This window comes from Cyanobium sp. WKJ7-Wakatipu (genome assembly GCF_024345355.1).
In the GTDB taxonomy this organism is placed as follows: Bacteria; Cyanobacteriota; Cyanobacteriia; order PCC-6307; family Cyanobiaceae; genus Cyanobium_A; species Cyanobium_A usitatum.
The window spans coordinates 93,878-115,776 of record NZ_JAGQAY010000004.1; the positions used below are offsets into that span (position 1 = coordinate 93,878).

Consider the following 21,899-nt stretch of genomic DNA (forward strand, 5'->3'; position numbering starts at 1 on the left):
GGTTCGGCGCGTCGTCGTTTAGGTGTGCACCCGGCCGATCACAGCGGCTTCGCCAAAGCCTGCCTGCTGCAGATCGCTAAGGGCTGCTGCCAGCTGGTCGCCTGGAATCGCCGCCAGCAGCGGGCCGCAGGTCTGGGGATCAATCAGCAGGGCTTGATGAGCTGCATCGGTTTGCTCCTGGAGTTGAATCCGCTCCTCCAGTAGGGCCAGGGCGCTGGCATTAGAAGGGGCCAGGCTGCTGGCCCAGCCTGCGCTCAGCAGCGGTAAGGCCCCGGGCAGGGCCGGTATAGCTGCTGCCGCCAGCGTCACGTGGCAGTTTTCTGGGCTGGCGGCCAGCATTTCGCCCAGATGGCCCAACAGCCCGAAGCCGGTCACGTCGGTGCAGGCGCGGCAACCGCGGCGGTTTAGCAGCTCCACCAGGCTTGCCTGGCATTGCTGCATCTGGGCTAGGGCGGCGTCTATCCACTGGGGCTGGGCCGCTCCAGCCATGGCCGCGGCAAACAGCACCCCCGTGCCGATGGGCCGGCACAGCACCAGCCCATCGCCGCTGCGTAAGGGCCCCTTGCCCCAGTGCCGCCCAGCGGGTGCCCTGCCGTTCACGCTCAGCACCAAGCTCAGGCCTGCGGGGTTTGCCGGGCTGGTTTGACTGTCGCGGGCCTCCAGGCTGTGGCCGCCGATCAGGCGGGCTCCGAGCGGCTGCAGCACCGATTGGATGCCGGCCAGGGTGTCGCTGAGCAGATCTGCCTGCAGGGCGGGAGCTAGCTCCGGCAGGGTGACCACCGCTTGCAGGCTTTCCACCTGGGCGCCACTGGCCCAGATATCACTGCAGGCATGCAGGGTGGTGAGCCGGGCATTGAGCCAGGCGTCGGCCACCAGCGCCGGAAAGCCATCGACGCTCTGCAGTAGCAGGGACCCATCGGCTGTCTGGGCGATCACCGCGGCGTCCTCGGCGCTGCCCGGGGTGCCGCCTCCGAGGCCATTGCGTGCCAGGGCGTCTTGCAGGGGGCTGGCGGCCAATTTGGCGGCGCAGCCCCGGCAGGCCATCGCTGCGCCCCCATCTGGGCCCATGGCCTTCAGCTCGCTGAAGCCGGCCATGAAGCGCCGATCCACGGCCTGCTTCCAGCGCCATAGCAGCGGGCTGGGGCCCAGGGCCCATGGACCCCAGAAGGCCACTGCTTGGGGCCTGGGCTTGCTGCCGTCGCCCAGCAGCTGCAGCGCCCAGCGCTGAGGCCGCCAGGGTCGCAGCTCGCGGCCTGCAACCACTGCCTTCAGGTTGTGGGCCAGGGTTTGGGCGCAGCGCACAGCCCAGACACCGGAGGCGGGCCTGGGCCTGCTGGCGATCACGCCGCAGTCGCCGCTGGCGAACAGCCTTGGCTGTCGCCATACCTGCAGGCTGGCCTCAGTGAGCAGGCGCCCCTCGCCGTTGCAGGCCAGGCCTGAGGCGGTGAGCCAGCGGGGTGCGCGGCTGCCAGTGCAGGCCAGGTCGGCGGCGGCGTCATCCGGGCAGTTGGCCTCGATGGCAATGCCGGCGCTTTCTAGTAGCTGCTGCCCCAATTGGTTGGCTGCCTTTGAGCCCAGATTCAGCTGGCTGCCGCGCAGCTGCAGCTTGGGCTGCTGGCCCCTCGCCCGCAGCGCCAGGGCCACCTCTACGGCTGCGGCGCCGCCACCCCGGATGCGAACGCTGCCTGATTTGGGCTGGCTGCACCAGAGCAAGAAGGGCTCCAGGGGCTTTACCGCCATGGCCGCATGGGTTACGGAGCTGGTTTCTGCGCCCACATCGAGGCTGAGCCAGTCCCAGCGCAGGTTGGGCCTCCCCGCCAGTGCCAGCTCCCGCCCCTCGGGATCAATCGCCGTGATCTCTGCCTGCACAAAGGTCACCCCCGCCAGCAGGCAAAGGCGGCGTAGGTCTATGGCGCAGGCGGCTGGCTCATAAAGACCGGCCACCATCCCAGGCACCATGCCCGAATACAGTGCGGTGCTGTGGCGGCTCACCAGGGTGATCCAGGCGGCCGGCCGCTGCCGGCCCATGGCCCACATGCGCAGCACTAGGGCGTGGCTGTGGCCGCCACCGGCGAGCACCAGCCTTGCTTCAGCTGCCATAACCCTCGGGATTGGCCTGCTGCCAGGCCCAGCCGTCGCGGCACATCTCCTCCAGGGAGCGGCGGGTGCGCCAGCTGAGCCGTTCAGTTGCCAGGCGCGGATCAGCCACGGTGCTGGCCGCATCTCCGTCTCGCCTTTCCACAACGGTGTACGGAACAGAACGGCCACTGGCGACCTCGAAGGCCCGCACCACCTCCAACACCGAGTGGCCCTGGCCGCTGCCCAGGTTGAGGCTGAGCAGCTGGGGGGGCTCGGCCAGCAGCACGTCCAAAGCGGCCCGGTGCCCCTCAGCGAGGTCCATCACATGGATGTAGTCGCGGACGCCGCTGCCATCGGGGGTGGGCCAGTCGCCGCCAAACACCTGCAGGCAGTCGCGACGCCCCACCGCCACCTGGCTCACAAAGGGGAACAGGTTGTTGGGTATGCCCCTGGGGTCTTCGCCGATGCGGCCACTGGGGTGGGCTCCCACCGGATTGAAGTAGCGCAGCCGGGCGATGCGCCAGCCCGCTTCGCTGGCCGCCAGATCGGCCAGCAGCTGTTCCACGGCGGCTTTGCTGTGGCCGTAGGGGTTGATCGGCTGGATTGGTGCGCTTTCAGGGATCGGTACTAGCTCCGGCATGCCGTAGAGGGTGGCGCTGCTGCTGAACACCAGGCTGCGGCAGCCATGGGCCTGCATTGCCTCCAGCAGCTGGCGCGAGCCACAGAGATTCACGTCCCAGTAACGCAGGGGCTCGCGCACCGATTCGCCCACCGCCTTGAGGCCGGCGAAGTGGACCACGGCTGTGATTGGCCGGCCGGCCGGGGCCGCCTTGAAGGCCCGCTCCAGATCTACAGCGGAGCGAATGTCGCCCTCCACCACCTGCAGCCGGCCGGCTGCGGAGGGGCCGGCGAGTTCCAGCACGCGCTTCAGGCTTTCCCGAGAGCTGTTGTCGAAGTTGTCGAGCACCACCAAGTTGTGGCCCGCCTCCAGCAGCACCAGACAGCTGTGGCTGCCGATGAAGCCAGCACCTCCGGTGATTAGCAGCTCAGCCATGGAGGTAATTCGTGCATAAGGAATAGTCTCTCGTCCTGGCTATCTGAGTTCCATGGGATTGCCCACCATCAGCTCCATCTGCTGCATAGGAGCGGGTTACGTGGGCGGCCCGACGATGGCGGTGATTGCAGATCGCTGCCCGGATGTGCAGGTGACTGTGGTGGACCTCAGCGCTGAGCGGATTGCAGCCTGGAATAGCGCCGATCTAAGCCGCCTGCCGGTGTATGAGCCGGGTCTCGATGGGGTGGTGGGCCGCTGCCGGGGCCGCAATTTGCACTTTTCCACAGCTGTGGAGGAGGCAATCGCTATTGCGGATCTGGTGTTTATCTCGGTGAACACCCCCACCAAAACCAAAGGTCTGGGTGCCGGCCAGGCCAGCGATCTGAAGTGGGTGGAGGCGAGTGCCCGCACGGTGGCAAAAGCCGCCCGGGGTCACACGATCGTGGTGGAGAAGAGCACGCTGCCGGTGCGCACCGCTGAGGTGATTCAGCAAATCCTCTCCGCATCTGAAGGTATTGGCGTAAGCGAAACCCAGCCGGCTAAGAGCTTTTCGGTGCTCTCCAATCCGGAGTTTCTGGCGGAGGGCACAGCTATTGCCGATTTGGAGAAGCCAGATCGGGTGCTGATCGGCGGCCAGAACCCCGAGGCGATCGAGGCCCTGGCGGCGATTTACGGCCACTGGGTGGCGCCGGAGAAGATCCTGCGCACCAACCTCTGGAGCAGCGAGCTCTCCAAGCTCACGGCTAATGCCTTTTTGGCGCAGCGGATCAGCTCGATCAACAGCATTGCGGCGTTTTGTGAGGCCACTGGCGCCAACGTGCGCGAGGTGGCCCGGGCGATTGGCGCCGACAGCCGCATTGGCCAGAAGTTTCTGCAGGCTGGTCCGGGTTTTGGCGGCAGCTGCTTTCAGAAGGACATCTTGAATTTGGTGTACCTCTGCCGCCACTACGGGCTGGAGGAGGTGGCGGCCTACTGGGAGCAGGTGGTGCTGCTCAACACCTGGCAGCAGCACCGGATTGCGCGCCTGGTGGTGAACAAGCTGTTCGGCACCGTGACGGGCAAACGGATCGGCGTGCTGGGGTTTGCGTTCAAGGCCGATACGAACGACACGCGGGAGTCGCCGGCGATCCGGATCTGCCGGGAACTGCTAGAGGAGGGAGCGGTGCTGCAGATCGTCGATCCCAAGGTGAGCGAGAGCCAGATGGCTAAGGATCTGGGTCAACCGGCCGGCGCTGGCGAGGGCGACGGAGATGGCAGCTGGCAGCGGGTGCCGGAGGTGCTGCAGGCGGCCAGCGGCGCCGATGCCCTGCTGCTGCTCACCGAGTGGCAGCAGTTTGCTGTGATCGACTGGCCGGCGGTGGCGGCCGTAATGCGCCAGCCGGCATGGCTGTTTGATGCTCGCGCCAAGGCCGACGGCGCCTTAGCCCGTGCTGCGGGTCTGCAGGTGTGGACCGTGGGGGAGGGCTGAGCCATGCCCGGCTCCCTCCCCCGCAACCTGATCACCGGCGGTGCCGGTTTTGTGGGTTCGCACCTGGTGGACCGGCTGATGGAAGCTAGCGAGGAGGTGATCTGCCTCGACAACTTTTTCACTGGCCGTAAGGCGAATGTGGCCCAGTGGATTGGCCACCCGCGCTTTGAGCTGATCCGCCATGACGTCACCGAGCCGATCCGGCTGGAGGTGGACCGGATCTGGCACTTGGCCTGCCCGGCCTCACCGGTGCACTACCAGCACAACCCGATTAAAACCGCCAAAACCAGCTTCCTTGGCACCTACAACATGCTGGGCCTGGCAAGGCGGGTGGGGGCGCGGCTGCTGCTGGCGAGCACCAGTGAGGTGTATGGCGATCCGGAGGTGCACCCCCAGCCCGAGAGCTACCGGGGCTGCGTCAACACGATCGGCATTCGCAGCTGCTACGACGAGGGCAAGCGCATCGCCGAAACGCTTTGCTTCGACTACCGGCGCATGCATGGGGTGGAGATCCGGGTGGCGCGGATCTTCAACACCTACGGTCCAAGAATGCTGCCCGACGACGGCCGGGTGGTGAGCAACTTCATCGTGCAGGCCCTTAAAGGCCAACCGCTCACCCTCTATGGCGATGGCAGCCAGACCCGTAGCTTTTGTTATGTGGATGATCTGGTGGAGGGCCTGATCCGGCTGATGAACGGCGGCCACACCGGCCCGATCAACATCGGCAACCCCGGCGAGTTCACGATCCGCCAGCTGGCCGAGCTGGTGCGCGCGCGCATCAACCCCGACTTGCCGCTCACCTGTCAGCCGCTGCCGGCGGATGATCCCCTACAACGTCAACCGGTGATCGAGCTGGCGCAACAGGAGCTGGGCTGGCAGCCCACGGTGGCGCTGGAGCAGGGGCTGGTGCCCACGATTGCCTACTTCCGGGAGATGTTGGATCCATGAGTCGCACCGTGTTGGTGACCGGTGCGGCCGGCTTTATCGGTGCGGCGGTGTGTGAGCGGCTTTTGGCCCGGGGTGAACGGGTGGTGGGGATCGATAACCTCAACAGTTACTACGACCCTGCCTTGAAGGAGGCCCGGCTGAGCCGGATCGAGGCCTCTGCCCCCAGGGAGTCCTGGAGCTTTCAGCGTCTGGAGCTGGAGGATGAATCTGCCATCGCGGATCTCTTCGCCCGCGAACGACCCCGACTGGTGATTCACTTGGCCGCCCAGGCCGGGGTGCGTTACTCCCTCGAAAATCCTGGTGCTTACTTGCAGACCAACCTGGTGGGGTTTGGCGCAATCCTCGAAGGCTGCCGCCACCACGGTGTTGTGCATCTGGTGTACGCCTCCAGTAGTTCGGTGTATGGCGGCAACACCAACCTGCCGTTCACGGAACATCAGTCTGTGAACCATCCGGTGAGCCTGTACGCGGCCACTAAGAAAGCCAATGAATTGATGGCCCACACCTACAGCCACCTTTATGGGCTGCCGGCTACGGGGCTGCGCTTTTTCACCGTGTACGGCCCCTGGGGCCGGCCCGACATGGCGCCGATGTTGTTTGCCAAGGCGATCCTGGCGGGGGAGCCGATCCGGGTGTTCAACCAGGGCCGCATGCGCCGCGATTTCACCTACATCGACGACATCGTGACCGGGGTGATCGCCTGCGCAGATAAGCCGGCCAGCGCCGATCCCAGGTTTGACTCCGCGGCTCCAGACCCTGCCACCAGCTGGGCCCCGCATCGCTTGTTCAATATCGGCAACAGCCAGCCGGTCGAGCTGCTGTATTTCATTGATCTGCTCGAGCGGGCTTTAGGTCGGCAGGCGATCCGCGACCTGCAGCCGATGCAGCCCGGCGATGTGGAGGCCACCGCCGCCGATACGAGCTTGCTTGAGGCCTGGGTGGGCTTCAGTCCCTCCACCTCGATCGAGGTGGGGGTTGAACGCTTCGCCCGTTGGTATCAAGCCAGCTACGCCTGAGCGCCGGCAGGCAGACTCACCCCACTTGCTGCTTTCGGTTTGGCATCGCTGCAGAGCCTGCGTGGCATGGCCGATCTGCTGCCAGAGCAGATTCGCCTGTGGCAGCACGTGGAAGCCACGGCCCGCGAGCACTTCCGCCGCAGTGCAATCACTGAGATCCGCACCCCCCTGCTGGAGGTCACCGAGCTGTTTGCCCGCGGCATCGGCGAGGCCACCGACGTGGTGGGCAAAGAGATGTACACCTTTCTCGACCGGGGTGAGCGCAGCTGCACCATGCGGCCGGAGGGCACGGCGTCTGTGGTGCGGGCGGCGATCCAGCACGGCCTGCTGAGCCAGGGCCCCCAGCGCCTCTGGTATGGCGGGCCGATGTTCCGCTACGAGCGCCCCCAGGCGGGCCGGCTGCGTCAGTTCCACCAGATCGGGCTGGAGCTGCTCGGTTTTGCCGATGCCTGCAGTGACGTGGAGGCCATTGCCGTGGCCTGGGATCTGCTGGCCGAGCTGGGGGTGGGCGGGCTGGAGCTGCAGCTCAATTCCCTCGGCAGCAGCGAAGACCGGGCCCGCTTCCGCGAGTTGCTGGTGGCCTGGCTGGAGCAGCGGCGAGGCCAGCTCGATGCCGATTCCCAGGCCCGCATCCACAGCAACCCCCTGCGGGTGCTCGATTCCAAGAACCCCGATACCCAGGCCCTGCTGGCGGAGGCCCCCAGCCTGGCGTCCGCTCTTAGCGACGCGAGCCAGGTCCGCTTTGCGGCGGTGCAGCAGGCCCTAAAGGCCCTGGGGATCCCCTTTGTGCTCAACCCCCGGCTGGTGCGAGGCCTCGATTACTACAGCCACACCGCCTTTGAGATCACCAGCAGCCAGCTGGGGGCGCAGGCCACGGTGTGTGGTGGTGGCCGCTACGACGGCCTGGTGCAGCAGCTGGGCGGGCCGGCCACGCCGGCGATCGGCTGGGCCCTCGGGATGGAGCGTCTGGTGTTGCTGCTCAGCCAGAGCGAAGCTTCGGTGGCTGCCGCCCCAGACCTCGATCTCTATGTGGTTAGCCGTGGCGAGGCCGCTGCAGCGCTGGCCCTGGCCCTGGCACGGCGCTGCCGCCAGGCTGGACTGGCTGTGGAGAGGGATGCCAGTGGCGCGGCCTTCGGTAAGCAGTTCAAGCGGGCCGACCGCTCCGGGGCCCGTTGGGCGGCGGTAATCGGCGAGCAGGAGGCGCTAGACGGGGTGGTGGGGCTCAAGGATCTGCGGGTCGATGGCGGCGAGCAGGCCGATCAGCGGCTCACTCCTGAAGCCCTCCTTGTGGCCCTCGCAGCGGGCCCGCCGAGGCCATGACGCCACAGGACCTGTCCACCAGAGCAGGCCACTCCAGGGTGTTGGGCCTTTGACTGTGTTTTGACCCGTATGTGAAGCAAGCCCGGCCCTGATGGGTGATCCGACCGTCGCGATCATTGCTGGTGAGGGCGTGTTGCCTCGGATGCTCTCGGAGGCTCTCAGCCGTGCGGGGCGGACCCATATCGCCTGCTACCCCCACGGTCTGGAGGTGGAAGTGCCGGCGGCTGAGGAGTTTTTCTTCGAGCGCTCGATCGCCTTCATCAAGTCGCTGCAGCAGCGAGGCATCAAGCAGATCGTGATGGTGGGCAAGTTTGTGCGTCCGCGCTCGCTCAACCTGCTGCGCTTTGAGGGCTCCACCTTGATGGCGGCGCCGCGCATCCTGGCGTCGCTGCGCAATGGCGATGACGCCTCCCTGCGGGCCCTGGCCCAGATCATTGAGGAGCACGGCCTGAAGGTGGTGGGCATCGAAGATGTGGCGCCAAATCTGCTGCCGGAGCCAGGCTTGTATGCCAGCACGGTGCCCAGCGATCTGGACCGCGCCGATGTGGAGCGCGCCGCATACATCGTGGAGGCCATCTCCCAGGTGGACGTGGGCCAGGGAGCGGTGGTGGCCAAGGGGCTGTGCCTGGCCACCGAAGCCCTGCCCGGCACCGACGCCATGCTCGAGTGGGTGGCTGCCACCCGCACCGATCGGCCGGAGACGGGACGCACCGGGGTGCTCTACAAGGCCCCCAAGCTCAACCAGGACCGGCGCATGGACCTCCCCGGCATCGGTCCCACCACCGTGGCCAAGGCCGCGGCAGCGGGGTTGGCAGGCATCGCCTGGGAAGCCCGCAGTGCCCTGCTGCTGGATGCTGAGCAAACGATGGCGGACGCCGAGAGGCTGGGGCTGTTTTTATGGTCGCGGGAGCCTGATCAGGCCTAAGCCAGCACACCCTTGCTGCTCGGGACCGCACCCGCCCGGCGCGGATCGAGCTCCGTCGCCTGGCGCAGAGCCCGGGCGAACGCCTTGAAGCAGGCCTCCACGATGTGGTGGGAGTTCACCCCATCCAGCTGGCGGATGTGCAGGGTGAGGCCACTGTTGTTGGCCACCGCCACGAAGAACTCCTTCACCAGCTCGGTGTCGTAGCTGCCAATCTTCTGGGCCGGGATCTTTAGCCCGTAGCTGAGGTGGGGCCGGCCGCTGCAGTCGAGGACCACCTGCACCAGGGCCTCATCCAGCGGCGCCACAAAGTGACCGAAGCGGTGGATGCCGCGCCGCTCGCCCAGGGCCAGGGCCAGGGCCTGGCCCACGGCAATGCCCACGTCTTCGTTGGTGTGGTGATCGTCGATATGGGTGTCCCCCAGCGCCTTGATCTCCAGGTCGATCAGGCCGTGGCTACTGATCTGGTGGAGCATGTGGTCAAGGAAGGGCACGCCGGTGTTCACCGTGCAGCGGCCGCTGCCATCGAGCCCCAGCGTTACGTTCACGTCGGTTTCGCCGGTGACGCGGTGGATGGTGCCGGTACGCATGGGGTTGCCCTCCTGGGCCTGCTTGGGCTCTTGGCTCAGTGTGCCGCTCACATTCCCGTGATGCAGTAGCCGGCGTCCACATAGATCACCTGGCCGGTGATGCCGGAGGCCAGGGGGCTGGCCAGGAAGGCGGCGGTGCAGCCCACTTCCTCCTGGGTAACGGTGCGCTGCAGGGGCGCTTTGGCTTCCACGTTGTGGATCATGTCGAGGATGCCGCCGATGGCGCTGCTGGCCAGGGTGCGAATCGGTCCAGCGCTGATGGCGTTGACGCGCACCTGCTTCTCGGGGCCAAGCTCAGCCGCCAAATAGCGCACCGAGGCCTCCAGGGCTGCCTTGGCCACGCCCATCACGTTGTAATTAGGGATGGCCCGCTCGGCCCCCAGGTAGCTCAGCGTGATCACGCTGCCGCCGGGGTTGAACAGGGGTTTGGCGAAGCGGCATAGGGGCGCCAGGGAGTAGGCGCTCACCTCCAGGGCCCGGCCGAAGCCCTCGGGGCTGATGGCGGAATAGTCGCCGATCAGCTCCTCCTTGCCGGCGAAGGCCAGGCAGTGCACCAGCACGTCGATCGAGCCCCATTGCTCCTTCACCCGCGCAAACACGGCCTCGATCTGGGCGGGATCCTGCACGTTTAGGGGCTCGAACAGGCTGGGTGCCAGCGGCGCGGTGAGCTCGCGCACCTTGCCCTCAAAGCGGCCCTTCTCATCGGGCAGGTAGGTGACGCCCAGCTCAGCGCCGGCGGCATGCAGCTGCTGGGCGATGCCCCAGGCGATCGACTTGTTGTTGGCAATCCCCGTGACCAGGGCCTTTTTGCCGCGCAGATCGAGGAGCATGGGAGCAGTGGCCGGGAGCCAGAGTGATGCGATCGAGCGATTCTCTCCCACCCCGGGATCTGCCCCGCCAGTTCGCCAGCCGCGTCGAGCTGGAGGCGACCCTGCGCCAGCTGTTCCCCCAGGCCCCAGGTGGGTTGAGCCCGATCCCGGGCGGGCGCCGGGCGGCCGAAGCGGCGCTAGCCGCCATCGATCCGGCCGCTTATGGCCGCAGCCGCAACCACCTCGATGGGGCGGTGACGCGCCTGTCGCCCCATATCCGCCACGGCGTGCTCAGCCTGGTGGAGGTGCGTGAGGCTGTGTTCGCCTGGCTGGCGCGCAGCGGCCAGCCGCCGCTAGCGGCTCAAAAATTAATCAACGAGCTGGGCTGGCGCGACTACTGGCAGCGGCTCTGGCGCCAGCTGGGCGATGGCATCTGGCGCGACCAGGAGCCGCTCAAGACCGGCCATCCCCCCGAGCGCTACGCCGCCGCGCTGCCGGACGATCTGCTCGAGGCCCGCACCGGCCTGGCCTGCATGGATGGCTTCGCCAGTGAACTGATCCACACCGGCTGGCTGCACAACCACGCCCGTATGTGGCTGGCGGCCTACGTGGTCCACTGGCGGCGGATCCAATGGCAGGCGGGTGCCCGCTGGTTTCTGCAGCATCTGCTCGATGGCGATCCGGCCAGCAACAACCTCAGCTGGCAGTGGGTGACCAGCAGCTTCAGCAGCAAGCCCTACATGTTTAATCGCGCCAACTTGGAGCGTTTCAGCTCCGGCCGCTACTGCTCTGCTTGCGCCGCCGCTTCGGAGGGCACCTGCCCGTTCGAGGCCAGCTACGAGCAGTTGCAGGCGGACCTGTTCCCAGGAGCCAGCCCGTGCTGAAGCCTGTGCTTTGGATCCATGGCGAGGCCCTGGGGCCCGCCAATCCCGCCCTGGTGGCTCATCCGGGGGCGCCGGCGCTATTCGTATTCGACCGGGAGCTCATCGAGACCCAGCGCCTCAGCCTCAAGCGGTTGGGCTTTCTCTACGAGTGTCTGCTGGAGCTGCCGGTGACCCTGCGCCACGGCGACGTGGCCCTGGAGGTGCTGAGCTTCGCTCGCCGCCATGGGGCTGATGGCGTGGTCACCAGCGCTGCGGTGGATCCGCGCTTTGGGCTGTTGCGGGAGCAGATTGCCGCCCAGTTACCGCTGCAGGTGCTGGAGCCTGAACCCTTCGTGGCCCTGCCGGAACCGTTGGATCTGCGCCGCTTCAGTCGCTATTGGCGCCGGGCTGAGCCGGTGCTTTGGGGGCGGGGTTCAGCAGCCGCTCCTCCTGCTCCAGCACGGCGTTGGGATCGCTGAGCAGGTCGGCTTCCTCCAGCAGCGGGTAGGGCTCCGGCTTGATTTCGGCGGCGTTGCGGGGGGGCTCCACCCAGCTGAAGCTGCTGCGGGGGGACTGTTGCAGGCAGAGGGCCTGGCTCTGCTGGCGCAGGGCCCGGCGCACGTCCTGGCGGGCGACGGCCTGGAAGTATTCCTGGCGCGGCGCCAGGCCCGAGCTGAACGGGGCCGTGCCATTGCCGTTGAACAGCCGGGCCGCATCGGCGCTCCAGCGGGGTTGGCAGCTGCCGCTCTGGCGGGTATCGGTGTCGATCCAGATGTGCAGGCCGTAGCCATCGGGCTGACTCACCACGGCTAGGCCGTCGTGGGCCATCCGCCTTTGCAGCGGATAGATCGCCCAGGTGGGGTGGCGGTGGGCCGGCACGCAGGCGCTGAGTAGCCCGGCGCCGAACGCGGTGCTCAGGCCAGTGGCGAGGGCGGTCGCGAGGGCAGGACGGCTCCGGAATGGGGTCACAATCGGGGGCACAGGCCGGATACCTGCTGCAAGATCAAGTGGCATCCTGGCCCCGAGATGGTGTGGTGGGCGACGTAAGTTGCTTGCCATGCAAGTGCCCCCGTTCAGCCTCAGCGAGCAGATTCAGGAGCTGGGCGCAGCTCTGGATCAGGCTGTGCTCGAGGTTTTGCGCAGTGGTCAGTACATCGGCGGCGCCACGATCTCCCGCTTTGAAACCGACTTCGCCACGGCCTGTGGCGTGCCCCACGCCATCGGCTGCAACAGCGGCACCGATGCCCTGATCCTGGCCCTGCGGGGCTTGGGCATCGGTCCTGGCGATGAGGTGATCACTGCTTCCTTCAGCTTTTTCGCCACCGCCGAAGCGATCAGCGCCGTGGGCGCCACGCCGGTGTTTGTGGATGTGGAGGAGAGCAGCTACCTGATCGATCTCGATCAGCTGGAAGCGGCGATCACGCCGGCTACCCGGGCCCTGCTGCCTGTGCACCTGTTCGGGCGGCCCGTGGACATGGAGCGGGTGTGTGCCATCGCTGAACGCCACGGCCTCAAGGTGGTCGAGGATTGTGCCCAGGCCACCGGTGCCAGCTGGGCGGGCCGGCCCGTGGGCAGTTGGGGGGATGTGGGCTGTTTCAGTTTCTTCCCCACCAAGAATCTTGGCGCTGCTGGCGATGGAGGGGCGATCACCTGCCGGGATGCCGAGCTGGCCCAGGTCATCCGGGAGCTGGCGGTGCATGGCATGCCCCGCCGCTATCTCCATACCGCCCTGGGCTACAACAGCCGCCTCGACGCCATCCAGGCGACAGTCCTGAACGTCAAACTGCCCCACCTGCCGCGCTGGGTGAAGCACCGTGGCGCCATCGCCAGCCACTACCACGAGCACCTGGCCGCCCTGTCCGGCGTTGCCCTGCCCGAGGCGGGTCCCGAGGGCCATAGCTGGAACCAGTTCGTGCTGCGGGTGCCGGCCTGCTCCGCCGGCGTCATGGCCTGCGGCGGTGAGGCCAGCTGCACTCCCTCCGCCGACAGCGCTGCTTTCGGCTTGCCGCAGGCCTGCTGCCGCGACTGGCTCAAGCAGCAGCTTCAGGAGGCCGGAGTCAGCACGATCATCTATTACCCAATCCCAATCCACCGCCAGCCGGCCTACGCGGAACTGGGCTACGGGCCCGGATCCCTACCGGTGACAGAGCGTCTCTGCACCGAGGTGCTGAGCCTGCCGATCTTTCCGGAGCTCAGCGGCGAGCAGCAGCAGCGGGTGATCGAGGTGCTGCTCGCTGTATTGGCTCAGCCCTTGATCGTGGCGTAGAGCGCCTTGAAGCGCGCCTGCTGAATTTTGTGGTTCACCAACGGGGCCGGGTAGCCGCGGCGCTCCAGCGGGGCAATCTCCCCACTGATCAGGTCGCGGGTGGCCACGTGCCGCAGCTCCGGCAGCCAGGTGCGGATGTAGGTGCCCTCGGGATCAAACTTGCCTGCCTGGGTGGCCGGGTTGAAGATGCGCAGCGGTTTGGGGTCCATGCCGCTGCTGGCGCTCCACTGCCAGCCGCCGTTGTTGGCGGCCAGATCGCCATCCACCAGGCGCGCCATGAAGGCCGCCTCGCCCCAGCGCCAGTCGCAGATCAGGTCCTTCACCAGGAAGGAGGCCACGATCATGCGGCAGCGGTTGTGCATCCAGCCGCTCTCATTTAGCTGGCGCATGGCGGCGTCGATGATTGGCATGCCCGTGAGGCCCTCGCGCCAAGCCTCAAACCAGTCGCTGTCGTTGTCCCAGGGGAAGGCGCGCCACTGGGGCCGGTAGGGCCCTTCAGCCAGCTCGGGAAAGTGAAAAAGTGCCTGCTGGTAAAACTCGCGCCAGGCCAGCTCCTGCTCCCACACCTGGATTGAGTGCAGCTCCTCCTCGCTGCGGGCAAGCGGCCGGGCCTGCTGGGCGGCGGCCCAGGCCTGGCGGGGGCTGAGCGTGCCGAACTTAAGGGCGGCGCTGAGCCCTGAGGTGCCCGCTTCGCCGGGGATGTTGCGTCCCGGTTCGTAGCCAAGCAGCGCAATGGAGCGGCCATCGCCATCGCAGAAGGCTGCCAGCTGCCCTTGGGCCGCTTTTTCGCCAGGACGGCAGGGGCAGAGCTCAGCACCTTCAAATCCGTGCTCCAGCTCGGGGCTCACCAGTGGCAGCCCGCTGAGCTGGGCGGACTCGCAATCCATCAGGGCGCTCGGTGCCGGCAGGGGATCCAGGCCACCCGAGGCGGCCGAACCCAGGGCGCTGGCCTCCTCCACCCGTCGGCGCCAGCTGCGCCAGTAGGGGCCATACACCCGGTAGGGATCGCCGGCGCCCGTTTTGAGGGCCTCGGGCTCCACCAGCAACTGGTCCCAGTCGGCCAGCACCTTGCGCCCCTCCGCCTGCAGCGCCCGCGCCACCCGCCGGTCGCGCTCGCGGCCGAAGGGTTCCACATCCTTGTTCCAGGCCACCACCGCGGCGCCCAGGCCGGCGGCCAGGCGGGGCAGCAGCTCGGCTGGATCACCACGCAATACCACCAGCCTGCTGCCGGCCTGCTGCCAGGTCTGCTGCAGCTCCCGCAGGCTCTCAGAAAGAAACCACAGCCGCGCTGGGGCCATGTTGGGATCCGAGAGGATGGTGGGATCCAGCACGAAAACCCCGGTCACGGCAGGGGTGGCGGCGGCGGCCGCCGCCAGGCCCCGGTTGTCGGCCAGGCGTAGGTCGCGGCGATGCCAGAACAGCCAGCGCTCCGGAGCCATTAGATCCCCAGCAGTTGCTTGGCCCGCAGCCAGGCGGTGACGCTTTTGCCATCGAGGTACTCGTCGCCGCTGGCCAGGGCCGCATCCAGTTCGCCGGGCTCCATCAGCAGCACCTCCAGGTCTTCGTCGTCGTCGCCGGCGGGCGGTTCGGCCAGGGGGCTGAGGTCGCGGGCTAGGAACAGGTGAATCACCTCATCGGAGTAGCCCGGGCAGGGCAGCATCGCCCCCAGGGGATCCCAGCTGCTGGCGCTGTAGCCGGCCTCCTCCTGCAGCTCCCGTTGCATGGTGCTGAGGGGATCTTCGCCTTCATCGAGGGTGCCGGCCGGAAATTCCAGCAGGCGGGTGGCCACGGCGAAGCGGTACTGGCGCAGCACTACCACCCGGCCGTCGTCAAGCACCGGCACCGCCAGGGAGGCGCCGGGGTGGCGGATCAAGCCAAAAGTGCCCACCACGCCCATCGGCAGCTCGACGCGGTTGACCTCAAAGCGGATCTTGCGGGCATCGAGCACCGCGGTGGTTTCCAGGTGACGCGAGGGCTCTGGAGCGGGGAGGGGCGCCATGGCTGGGCGTGTCGCGGGTCTGTGGGGCCAGCATCGCGCAGGGCTACCCCAGCTGCTCGGGCCAGCCTGCTCTGCCGGCTAGCGCTATCACCGCGCAGCCAGGTTCTGGGGCCAGGCCTGTCAGGGCAGCCAGCGGCGCCAGCACAAAGTCTCGCTGCCGCCAAAGCGGGTGGGGCAACTGGAGGCGGGGGGTGTGGCAGCTCAGATCTCCCCACCAGAGCAGGTCGAGGTCGATGCTGCGGGGGGCCCAGCGCGCCTGACGCTCCCGGCCGAAGTCATGCTCCAGCGCTTGCAATTGCTCCAGTAGAGCTTCACCGGCTGCTGTCCTTGCCCTATCTGCTCCCAGCCCTGCCACCAGGCCGTCCACCACTAGGACCGCATTGATATAAGGCGGCTGGCCTGGGGGGCCGCCTACGGGTTCGGTCTCAAACAGAGGAGACCAGCGGAAGCCGGTAGGCCCCGAGCTGAGGCCCTGGCCCCACTGGTGCAGGCTTGCTTCGAGCAGGGGGCGCACGGCGATCAGGGTGGCGATCGGGCCACCGCAGCGGCTGGGCAGGTTGGCGCCTAGGGCGATGGCCAGGGTTGCCGCTTCACTGCCTCTGGGCTGATCAGCGAGACTGGCTGGCACGTGAATCGGGTCTTAGCCCTCCCATGGTTGCAAGCGGAGTTGCCAGTAGGGCCTTTCCCCTCGCCGCCATTACCGGCCACGGCACCCTCAAGTTGGCCCTGCTGCTCGCCGCGGTCGATCCAGGCCTGGGCGGGGTGGTGATCGCCGGTGGTCGTGGCACCGGCAAGTCGGTGTTGGCTCGCGGTCTGCATGCCCTGCTGCCGCCGATCGACGTGCTCGATGTGGGCGGCCAGGCCCTCAACATCGATCCCCAGAGGGCCGATGACTGGGACGAGGCAACCTGCATTCGGCTTACCGAATTGGGTGCCGATCCCACGGGAGTTGCTAGCAGCGCCCTGTTGCCCACCGCAGTGGTGCCGGCGCCCTTTGTGCAGGTGCCGTTGGGCATCACCGAAGACAGGCTGGTGGGCTCGGTCGATGTGACGGCTTCGCTGACTAGTGGCCAGGCTGTCTTTCAGCCAGGGCTGCTGGCTGAAGCCCATCGGGGTGTGCTCTATGTCGACGAGCTCAACCTGCTTGACGACAACGTCACAAACCTGTTGTTGGCGGCGGTGGGCAGCGGCGAAAACCGGATCGAGCGGGAGGGCCTCAGCCTGAGCCACCCTTGTCGCTGCCTGCTGATCGCCACCTTCAATCCTGAGGAGGGGCCGGTGCGCGATCACCTGCTCGATCGCTTCGCCATCTGCCTAAGTGCCAATCAGGTGCTGGAGCTTGAGCAGCGGGTGGAAATCACCCGCTCGGCGATGGATCAGGCCGAATCCAGCACCGACTTTGGTGCACGCTGGCAGGAGGAAACCGATGCCCTGGCCACCCAGCTGCTGCTGGCGCGGCAGTGGCTTCCGGATGTGCAGATTTCCCGCGAGCAGATCGTTTATCTGGTGAATGAGGCTTTGCGGGGTGGGGTCGAGGGCCATCGCAGCGAGCTCTATGCCGTGCGGGTGGCCCGGGCCCATGCAGCCCTCAGCGGCCGCGATCGAGTCGAGGCCGACGATCTTCAAGTAGCAGTGCGCCTGGTGATTGCACCTCGTGCCCTGCAAATGCCGCCCCCCGATCCCGACCAGCCTCTTGAACCGCCGCCGCCACCGCCACCGCCCCAGGGGGAGCAGCCGCCGGACGAACCCGAGGCGCCGGAGAACGAGCAGGAGCCCGAGCAAGACAAAGACGAACCAGACGACCAGGACGACGAACCTGAAGAAGACGAATCCGAAGACGACAGTCCCGAAGATCAGGCGCCGCCCCAGGTGCCTGAGGAATTTTTGCTGGATCCGGAGGCCATCGCCATCGATCCGGATCTGCTGCTGTTCGCCTCGGCCAAGGCCAAAACCGGCGGCAGTGGCAGCCGGGCGGTGGTGTTCAGCGATTCTCGCGGTCGCTACGTGAAGCCGATGCTGCCGCGTGGTCCGGTGAAGCGCATCGCCGTTGATGCCACCCTGCGGGCGGCCGCCCCCTATCAGAAATCTCGCCGTGAGCGGCAGCCCCATCGCAAGGTGATCGTGGAAGACGGTGACCTGCGCGCTAAACAGCTGCAGCGCAAGGCCGGTGCCCTGGTGATCTTCCTGGTGGATGCCAGCGGCTCGATGGCTCTCAATCGCATGCAGAGCGCTAAGGGGGCCGTGATTCGCTTGCTCACCGAGGCCTACGAAAATCGCGACGAAGTGGCCCTGATTCCCTTCCGCGGCGAGCAGGCCGAGGTGCTGCTGCCCCCCACCCGCTCGATCACCGCTGCGCGCCGGCGTCTGGAGGCGATGCCCTGCGGCGGCGGCTCACCCCTAGCCCACGGGCTCTCCCAGGCCGCCCGGGTGGGGGCCAACGCTCTGGCCACGGGCGATCTGGGCCAGGTGGTGGTGGTAGCAATCACCGATGGCCGCGGCAACGTGCCCCTCAGTCGCTCCCTGGGTCAACCCCAGCTGGAGGGCGAGGAGCCGGTGGATCTCAAGGAGGAGGTGAAGCAGGTGGCCAGCAAGTACCGGGCCCTAGGCATCAAGCTGCTGGTGATCGATACCGAGCGCAAGTTCATCGGCAGCGGCATGGGCAAGGACCTGGCTGAGGCGGCCGGCGGCAAGTACGTGCAACTACCCAAGGCCAGCGATCAGGCCATCGCTGCCATCGCCATGGAGGCGATCAACGGGATTTAGGGCTTTGTCTGCGCGGCCTTCTCTCGGGCGGCGTCGGTCTGGGCCGGGTATAGCTCATCGAAGAATTTGCCCAAGCCCACGGCCACGCTGCGGATGCCGTCCATGAAGCGGGGATCGTCGGTGAGTTTGGTCACATCGCTCCCAACTGAATTCCATTTGGCGGTGAGCTGCTCGGCATTGCTGACGGTGGCCTTCAGCTCCTTCAGGGTCTGGGGATTGTCTAGGGCGGCGATAATCCGGCGCAGGTGGTCAGTGCTGCTGTTGAGATTGGTGATCGTGGGCTGGGCCGCTTTCACCGTCGATTCGAGCTCCTTGGCCAGGGACTGGCCTTCCTTCATGAAGTTGGAAGTGTCCTTGGCGGTGCGATCGAAGCTGCTGGCCGCGGTTGAGACTTTGCTGAGCAGTTTCATCTGGTCTGTTTCAACCAGCATCTTGTGCATCAGCGTGGTCACGCTGGTCAGACTTGGTCCCTGGATTCCCTCGATCGAGGAGCCATTGCAAATGGCTACAGTCGTGTTGCAGGCCTTGGAGCGAGGGTTGGCAGAGCCTGGCGGCAAGGGCGGGCCGCTGCTGATCAGAGCAACTTCGGCTTCACCACCTAGTAAGGAGGCTTCGCCGATCTCCGCCCTTGTAGGCCGAGCCAGATTCAGATCGGCATGGTTGATTTCCAGTTCAGCAACAACCGCCTCGGGTGTCACGGTTACGCGCCGCACGCTGCCAACTAAAACTCCTCTGTAGGTCACAGGTGAGCGCTCTGCCAGGCCAGATGCTTCGGCGAAGCTGGCTTTGACGCTCCAGTTTTGCCTGCTTAGGGAGATGCCGCGCAACCAGAAGGAGAGACCTACGGCACTGCCGATAGCGGCTAACAGGGAGAAGCCGACAACTGCTTCGCGGATGCTGCGGCGCATGGATTCAGAGCTCCGCAGGTTGCATCGGTCCGCGCAGACTACCGCTCCTGAACTGCACCACGTAGGGATCGCTGCAGCTGCGGTATTCCTCAACCGTGCCGCTCCAGCGGAATTGGCCGTCGTACAGCAGCACAACCCGTTCCGCAGAGCGTTCGATGGTGCTGTGCACATGGCTCACCACCACAGAGGTGGCCCGAGCTACTTCCGTGGTGCGCACGATTAGATCTTCGATTCGGGTACAAGCAATCGGATCCAGGCCGGCCGTGGGTTCGTCGAACAGCAGCAGGGGCATCTGTTCATTTGGCTTGGCCGGGTCGTCGATTAGGGCCCGGGCAAAGCTGACCCGCTTCTGCATGCCGCCGCTGAGCTCCGCAGGCATTTGCTCCTCGATGCCTTGCAGCCCCACCGCATGCAGTGCTGCGCCCACTCGCTCTCGTATCTCTCGTTCAGCTAGCCGGCCGTGGCGATAGAGCAGGAAGCCGACGTTTTCACGCACGGTTAGGGAGCCAAGTAGGGCCGGGTTCTGAAACACCAGTCGTACGTCCTGAGGCTGACGCTGATCTAGGCGCAAATAGGTCTGAGGGATGCCATGGAGACTCAAGCTGCCGCTGCTGGGCAGCTGCAGTCCTGCCAGCAGACGCAGGATGGTTGACTTGCCCGCTCCGGAAGGCCCAACCACCACTAGGCGCTCGCCGGCGGCGATCTGCAGATTTACCTCGTTAAGGATGCAGCGGCTGCCCCAGCGCACGCTGAGGTTCTCCATTGCGGCCAGCGGTGGTGCTGAGGAAGCCAGAGGGAGCCTATGAAGAAGTTTCCATCCTGGCTGTTTGCGGTGCCGATGGCACTCCTTAAAGTTCAGCCAATTGCGGCAGCGTCCTCCCCCGCCCTTTGCGCTCCTCCGCTCCGGTTTCTCGATTGCGGCGCTCCCGCCGACCGCTGCCGAAACCGGGTTGGCTGGGCCGCGGAGATCTGCGCCGCAAGGACCTGATGAGTCGCTCCCGGCGAGCGGCCCGCTGGTTGCAGCCAGGTCTGGTGGTGAAGCGCTGGGTGCTCACCTCCGGGTTGGGGTTATTGGTGGCCCTGCTCGGCGCGGCGGTGTGGGCCGATTTGCAGCCGATCTACTGGATGCTCTCCAGTATTCAATGGCTGCTGGCTCAGGTCACCGGGGTGTTGCCTCGCAAGTACACGGGCCCGTTGGTGTTGCTGGTTGGGGCTGTGCTGATCTGGCTGGGCCAGAGCCGCAGTTTCGGTTCCATTCAGCAGGCTTTGGCCCCGGAAAAGGACACATTGTTAGTGGATGCCCTGCTGGCTCAGGGGCGCCTCAACCGCGGTCCAAGCATCGTCGCCATTGGCGGCGGCACCGGCCTGTCCACCCTGCTCAGTGGACTAAAGCGCTACAGCAGCAATCTCACGGCCATCGTTACGGTTGCTGATGACGGCGGCAGCAGCGGGGTGCTGCGGCGGGAGCTGGGCGTGCAACCACCCGGCGACATCCGCAACTGCCTGGCGGCCCTGGCTCGGGAGGAACCCCTGCTGACCCGGTTGTTCCAATACCGCTTCAAGGCCGGCAGCGGTCTGGAGGGCCACAGCTTCGGCAACTTATTCCTTTCAGCCCTCACGGCGATCACTGGCAATCTGGAATCGGCGATCACCGCCAGCAGCAGGGTGTTGGCGGTGCAGGGGCAGGTGGTGCCCGCCACCAACGCCGACGTGCGTTTGTGGGCTGAGCTTGAGAACGGCGAACGGATCGAAGGCGAGTCGAAGATTGGCCACGCCCCCAGCCCAATCGTGCGGCTGGGCTGCACGCCCGAGCGACCGCCGGCCCTACCCCGAGCCCTGGAGGCCATCGCAAATGCCGATTTGATTGTGCTTGGCCCGGGCAGCCTTTACACCTCATTGCTGCCCAACCTGCTCGTACCCGAGCTGGTGCAGGCCATCCGTCGCAGCAAGGCACCGCGCCTTTACATCTGCAACCTGATGACCCAGCCGGGCGAAACCGATGGGCTCGATGTAGAGGGACATTTGCGGGCCCTTGAGGCCCAATTGGCCAGCCTCGGGGTGGAGGAGCGACTATTCACCGCCGTGCTCGCCCAGGAAGATCTGGGCGATTCCGCCTTGATTGACCATTACCGGCACCAGGGCGCCGAGCCGGTGGCCTGTGATACGCGCCAGCTGCGCCGCCAGGGCTACGAAGTGATGTTGGCACCGCTCCAAGGAGCTAGGCCTACGGCCACGTTGCGCCACGATCCCCGCAGCGTCGCCCTAGCGGTGATGCGTTTTTACCGTAATCACCAGCGTGGCAGCGGCTCCGCGTCCTAGTAGGCGTCCTGCATTTCGTAGAAATCGGGCTGCACGTAGTCCTTGCGCAGCGGAAAACCTTTCCAGTCTTCCGGCATCAACAGCCTCTTGGGATGGGGGTGGCCAGCAAACTGAATGCCGTACATGTCGAAGGTTTCCCGCTCCTGCCAGTCGGCACCGCGGAAAAGGCCATAAAGAGTGGGAATGGTGAGATCGCCGTCGCGCTCCAGAAATACCTTGATGCGCACTTCTTCAGGGGCTTCCCCTGGGGGCATCACTCCAGCAGTACAGCGATCTGAAAGGGCTGCCAGCTTGACCAGGTGGTAAAAGCTCACCAACCGGCCACCTGCCCCTTCGTCGTAGCCCCCTTGGCATTGCAGGTAATCGAAACCTTGGCTTTTTAGGGCCGTAGCGATTACGGGCAGAAACACCGCTTCCACGCCGATCATTTCGATGCCGAGATGGTCGCGGCCAAGCGCAAGATGATCAAAACCCTGGCTGGAAAGCCAGCTGCCAACCGCGCCGGGAGCTGGGGTTTCAAGCGCCGTGCTGCTGGAGTTGTCGCCGGCGTTGGTTTGGATTGCGTCAGTCATGGC

Annotated in this window: 21 protein-coding genes; 10 read left to right on the forward strand and 11 right to left on the reverse strand. The window is 66.3% G+C overall.

Going from position 1 to position 21,899, the window contains the following annotated elements:
* Positions 1-18 precede the first annotated feature (18 nt).
* Positions 19-2,100 carry a selenide, water dikinase SelD gene (gene selD, locus KBY83_RS03770; protein ID WP_255018381.1) on the reverse strand — a complete coding sequence of 694 codons (2,082 nt, stop codon included), beginning with the start codon at positions 2,098-2,100 and terminating at the stop codon, positions 19-21.
* On the reverse strand, positions 2,090-3,133 hold the full coding sequence (gene galE / locus KBY83_RS03775) for a UDP-glucose 4-epimerase GalE (protein ID WP_255018382.1): 1,044 nt from the start codon (positions 3,131-3,133) through the stop codon (positions 2,090-2,092). Before galE ends, selD begins: the two co-directional genes overlap by 11 nt.
* Before the next feature lie 52 nt (positions 3,134-3,185).
* Between galE and KBY83_RS03780 the strand changes: the two genes are divergently transcribed.
* The 5 genes from KBY83_RS03780 (at position 3,186) to KBY83_RS03800 (ending at position 8,810) form a co-directional block, all read left to right on the forward strand.
* The gene (locus tag KBY83_RS03780) at positions 3,186-4,601 is read left to right on the forward strand and encodes a nucleotide sugar dehydrogenase (RefSeq protein ID WP_255018383.1); all 1,416 of its coding nucleotides are present in this window, start codon (positions 3,186-3,188) and stop codon (positions 4,599-4,601) included.
* A gap of 3 nt (positions 4,602-4,604) precedes the next feature.
* Positions 4,605-5,549 (forward strand): UDP-glucuronic acid decarboxylase family protein, encoded by a 945-nt coding sequence (locus tag KBY83_RS03785; protein ID WP_255018384.1) that lies wholly within the window; start codon positions 4,605-4,607, stop codon positions 5,547-5,549.
* Positions 5,546-6,565, forward strand: coding sequence for an NAD-dependent epimerase (locus tag KBY83_RS03790; RefSeq protein ID WP_255018385.1), 1,020 nt, complete (start codon positions 5,546-5,548; stop codon positions 6,563-6,565). Before KBY83_RS03785 ends, KBY83_RS03790 begins: the two co-directional genes overlap by 4 nt.
* Before the next feature lie 39 nt (positions 6,566-6,604).
* Positions 6,605-7,885: a histidine--tRNA ligase gene (gene hisS, locus KBY83_RS03795; protein WP_255018386.1), complete on the forward strand. Its 1,281-nt coding sequence runs from the start codon at positions 6,605-6,607 to the stop codon at positions 7,883-7,885.
* Between the two features lie 91 nt (positions 7,886-7,976).
* Positions 7,977-8,810, forward strand: coding sequence for an LpxI family protein (locus KBY83_RS03800; RefSeq protein WP_106632231.1), 834 nt, complete (start codon positions 7,977-7,979; stop codon positions 8,808-8,810).
* Here KBY83_RS03800 and hisB read toward each other — a convergent pair.
* Entirely contained in the window at positions 8,807-9,397 is a 591-nt protein-coding gene (hisB, locus tag KBY83_RS03805) for an imidazoleglycerol-phosphate dehydratase HisB (protein WP_255018444.1), read from the reverse strand. The genes KBY83_RS03800 and hisB overlap by 4 nt on opposite strands.
* A 47-nt stretch (positions 9,398-9,444) precedes the next feature.
* On the reverse strand, positions 9,445-10,227 hold the full coding sequence (fabI, locus tag KBY83_RS03810) for an enoyl-ACP reductase FabI (RefSeq protein ID WP_255018387.1): 783 nt from the start codon (positions 10,225-10,227) through the stop codon (positions 9,445-9,447).
* Positions 10,228-10,253: 26 nt separating this feature from the next.
* Here fabI and KBY83_RS03815 point away from each other — a divergent pair, with 26 nt between their 5' ends.
* Entirely contained in the window at positions 10,254-11,090 is an 837-nt protein-coding gene (locus tag KBY83_RS03815; protein ID WP_255018388.1) for an FAD-binding domain-containing protein, read from the forward strand.
* On the forward strand, positions 11,084-11,548 hold the full coding sequence (locus KBY83_RS03820; protein WP_255018389.1) for a hypothetical protein: 465 nt from the start codon (positions 11,084-11,086) through the stop codon (positions 11,546-11,548). The genes KBY83_RS03815 and KBY83_RS03820 overlap by 7 nt, the downstream gene beginning before the upstream one ends.
* Here KBY83_RS03820 and KBY83_RS03825 read toward each other — a convergent pair.
* Positions 11,457-12,038, reverse strand: coding sequence for a hypothetical protein (locus KBY83_RS03825; RefSeq protein WP_315858932.1), 582 nt, complete (start codon positions 12,036-12,038; stop codon positions 11,457-11,459). The genes KBY83_RS03820 and KBY83_RS03825 overlap by 92 nt on opposite strands.
* A gap of 88 nt (positions 12,039-12,126) precedes the next feature.
* On the opposite strand from KBY83_RS03825, the gene KBY83_RS03830 reads away from it, so the two are divergent.
* Entirely contained in the window at positions 12,127-13,335 is a 1,209-nt protein-coding gene (locus tag KBY83_RS03830) for a DegT/DnrJ/EryC1/StrS aminotransferase family protein (RefSeq protein ID WP_255018390.1), read from the forward strand.
* Here KBY83_RS03830 and KBY83_RS03835 read toward each other — a convergent pair.
* The 3 genes from KBY83_RS03835 to folK are packed head-to-tail and all read right to left on the reverse strand — an operon-like array spanning position 13,314 to position 15,962.
* Positions 13,314-14,774, reverse strand: a complete 1,461-nt coding sequence (locus KBY83_RS03835) for an FAD-binding domain-containing protein (RefSeq protein WP_255018391.1) — start codon at positions 14,772-14,774, stop codon at positions 13,314-13,316. The genes KBY83_RS03830 and KBY83_RS03835 overlap by 22 nt on opposite strands.
* Positions 14,774-15,334, reverse strand: coding sequence for an NUDIX domain-containing protein (locus tag KBY83_RS03840; protein WP_255018392.1), 561 nt, complete (start codon positions 15,332-15,334; stop codon positions 14,774-14,776). Before KBY83_RS03840 ends, KBY83_RS03835 begins: the two co-directional genes overlap by 1 nt.
* A gap of 43 nt (positions 15,335-15,377) precedes the next feature.
* On the reverse strand, positions 15,378-15,962 hold the full coding sequence (gene folK, locus KBY83_RS03845; RefSeq protein ID WP_255018393.1) for a 2-amino-4-hydroxy-6-hydroxymethyldihydropteridine diphosphokinase: 585 nt from the start codon (positions 15,960-15,962) through the stop codon (positions 15,378-15,380).
* Between the two features lie 23 nt (positions 15,963-15,985).
* Here folK and bchD point away from each other — a divergent pair, with 23 nt between their 5' ends.
* A complete protein-coding gene (gene bchD, locus KBY83_RS03850) occupies positions 15,986-18,097 on the forward strand; it encodes a magnesium chelatase ATPase subunit D (RefSeq protein WP_255018394.1) in 2,112 nt (703 codons plus the stop codon).
* Here the strand turns inward: bchD and KBY83_RS03855 are convergent.
* Positions 18,094-19,005 carry an MlaD family protein gene (locus tag KBY83_RS03855; protein WP_255018395.1) on the reverse strand — a complete coding sequence of 304 codons (912 nt, stop codon included), beginning with the start codon at positions 19,003-19,005 and terminating at the stop codon, positions 18,094-18,096. The two genes, bchD and KBY83_RS03855, sit on opposite strands and share 4 nt — an antisense overlap.
* Positions 19,006-19,009: 4 nt before the next feature.
* The gene (locus KBY83_RS03860) at positions 19,010-19,768 is read right to left on the reverse strand and encodes an ABC transporter ATP-binding protein (protein WP_255018396.1); all 759 of its coding nucleotides are present in this window, start codon (positions 19,766-19,768) and stop codon (positions 19,010-19,012) included.
* 224 nt (positions 19,769-19,992) lie between these two features.
* Here KBY83_RS03860 and yvcK point away from each other — a divergent pair, with 224 nt between their 5' ends.
* Positions 19,993-21,324: a gluconeogenesis factor YvcK family protein gene (gene yvcK / locus KBY83_RS03865; protein WP_255018397.1), complete on the forward strand. Its 1,332-nt coding sequence runs from the start codon at positions 19,993-19,995 to the stop codon at positions 21,322-21,324.
* Here yvcK and KBY83_RS03870 read toward each other — a convergent pair.
* Complete coding sequence (locus tag KBY83_RS03870) at positions 21,321-21,896, reverse strand: NAD(P)H-quinone oxidoreductase subunit J (protein ID WP_255018398.1); 576 nt, start codon at positions 21,894-21,896, stop codon at positions 21,321-21,323. The genes yvcK and KBY83_RS03870 overlap by 4 nt on opposite strands.
* Positions 21,897-21,899 lie beyond the last annotated feature (3 nt).

What these genes read in the sequence shown, in the direction of transcription:
- selD (WP_255018381.1), bottom strand. Translation starts at nt 2,100, where the DNA reads ATGGCAGCTGAAGCAAGGCTGGTGCTCGCCGGTGGCGGCCACAGCCAC.
- galE (WP_255018382.1), bottom strand. Translation starts at nt 3,133, where the DNA reads ATGGCTGAGCTGCTAATCACCGGAGGTGCTGGCTTCATCGGCAGCCAC.
- KBY83_RS03780 (WP_255018383.1), top strand. Translation starts at nt 3,186, where the DNA reads ATGGGATTGCCCACCATCAGCTCCATCTGCTGCATAGGAGCGGGTTAC.
- KBY83_RS03785 (WP_255018384.1), top strand. Translation starts at nt 4,605, where the DNA reads ATGCCCGGCTCCCTCCCCCGCAACCTGATCACCGGCGGTGCCGGTTTT.
- KBY83_RS03790 (WP_255018385.1), top strand. Translation starts at nt 5,546, where the DNA reads ATGAGTCGCACCGTGTTGGTGACCGGTGCGGCCGGCTTTATCGGTGCG.
- KBY83_RS03800 (WP_106632231.1), top strand. Translation starts at nt 7,977, where the DNA reads ATGGGTGATCCGACCGTCGCGATCATTGCTGGTGAGGGCGTGTTGCCT.
- hisB (WP_255018444.1), bottom strand. Translation starts at nt 9,397, where the DNA reads ATGCGTACCGGCACCATCCACCGCGTCACCGGCGAAACCGACGTGAAC.
- fabI (WP_255018387.1), bottom strand. Translation starts at nt 10,227, where the DNA reads ATGCTCCTCGATCTGCGCGGCAAAAAGGCCCTGGTCACGGGGATTGCC.
- KBY83_RS03815 (WP_255018388.1), top strand. Translation starts at nt 10,254, where the DNA reads ATGCGATCGAGCGATTCTCTCCCACCCCGGGATCTGCCCCGCCAGTTC.
- KBY83_RS03830 (WP_255018390.1), top strand. Translation starts at nt 12,127, where the DNA reads ATGCAAGTGCCCCCGTTCAGCCTCAGCGAGCAGATTCAGGAGCTGGGC.
- KBY83_RS03835 (WP_255018391.1), bottom strand. Translation starts at nt 14,774, where the DNA reads ATGGCTCCGGAGCGCTGGCTGTTCTGGCATCGCCGCGACCTACGCCTG.
- KBY83_RS03840 (WP_255018392.1), bottom strand. Translation starts at nt 15,334, where the DNA reads ATGGCGCCCCTCCCCGCTCCAGAGCCCTCGCGTCACCTGGAAACCACC.
- bchD (WP_255018394.1), top strand. Translation starts at nt 15,986, where the DNA reads ATGGTTGCAAGCGGAGTTGCCAGTAGGGCCTTTCCCCTCGCCGCCATT.
- KBY83_RS03855 (WP_255018395.1), bottom strand. Translation starts at nt 19,005, where the DNA reads ATGCGCCGCAGCATCCGCGAAGCAGTTGTCGGCTTCTCCCTGTTAGCC.
- KBY83_RS03860 (WP_255018396.1), bottom strand. Translation starts at nt 19,768, where the DNA reads ATGGAGAACCTCAGCGTGCGCTGGGGCAGCCGCTGCATCCTTAACGAG.
- yvcK (WP_255018397.1), top strand. Translation starts at nt 19,993, where the DNA reads ATGAGTCGCTCCCGGCGAGCGGCCCGCTGGTTGCAGCCAGGTCTGGTG.
- KBY83_RS03870 (WP_255018398.1), bottom strand. Translation starts at nt 21,896, where the DNA reads ATGACTGACGCAATCCAAACCAACGCCGGCGACAACTCCAGCAGCACG.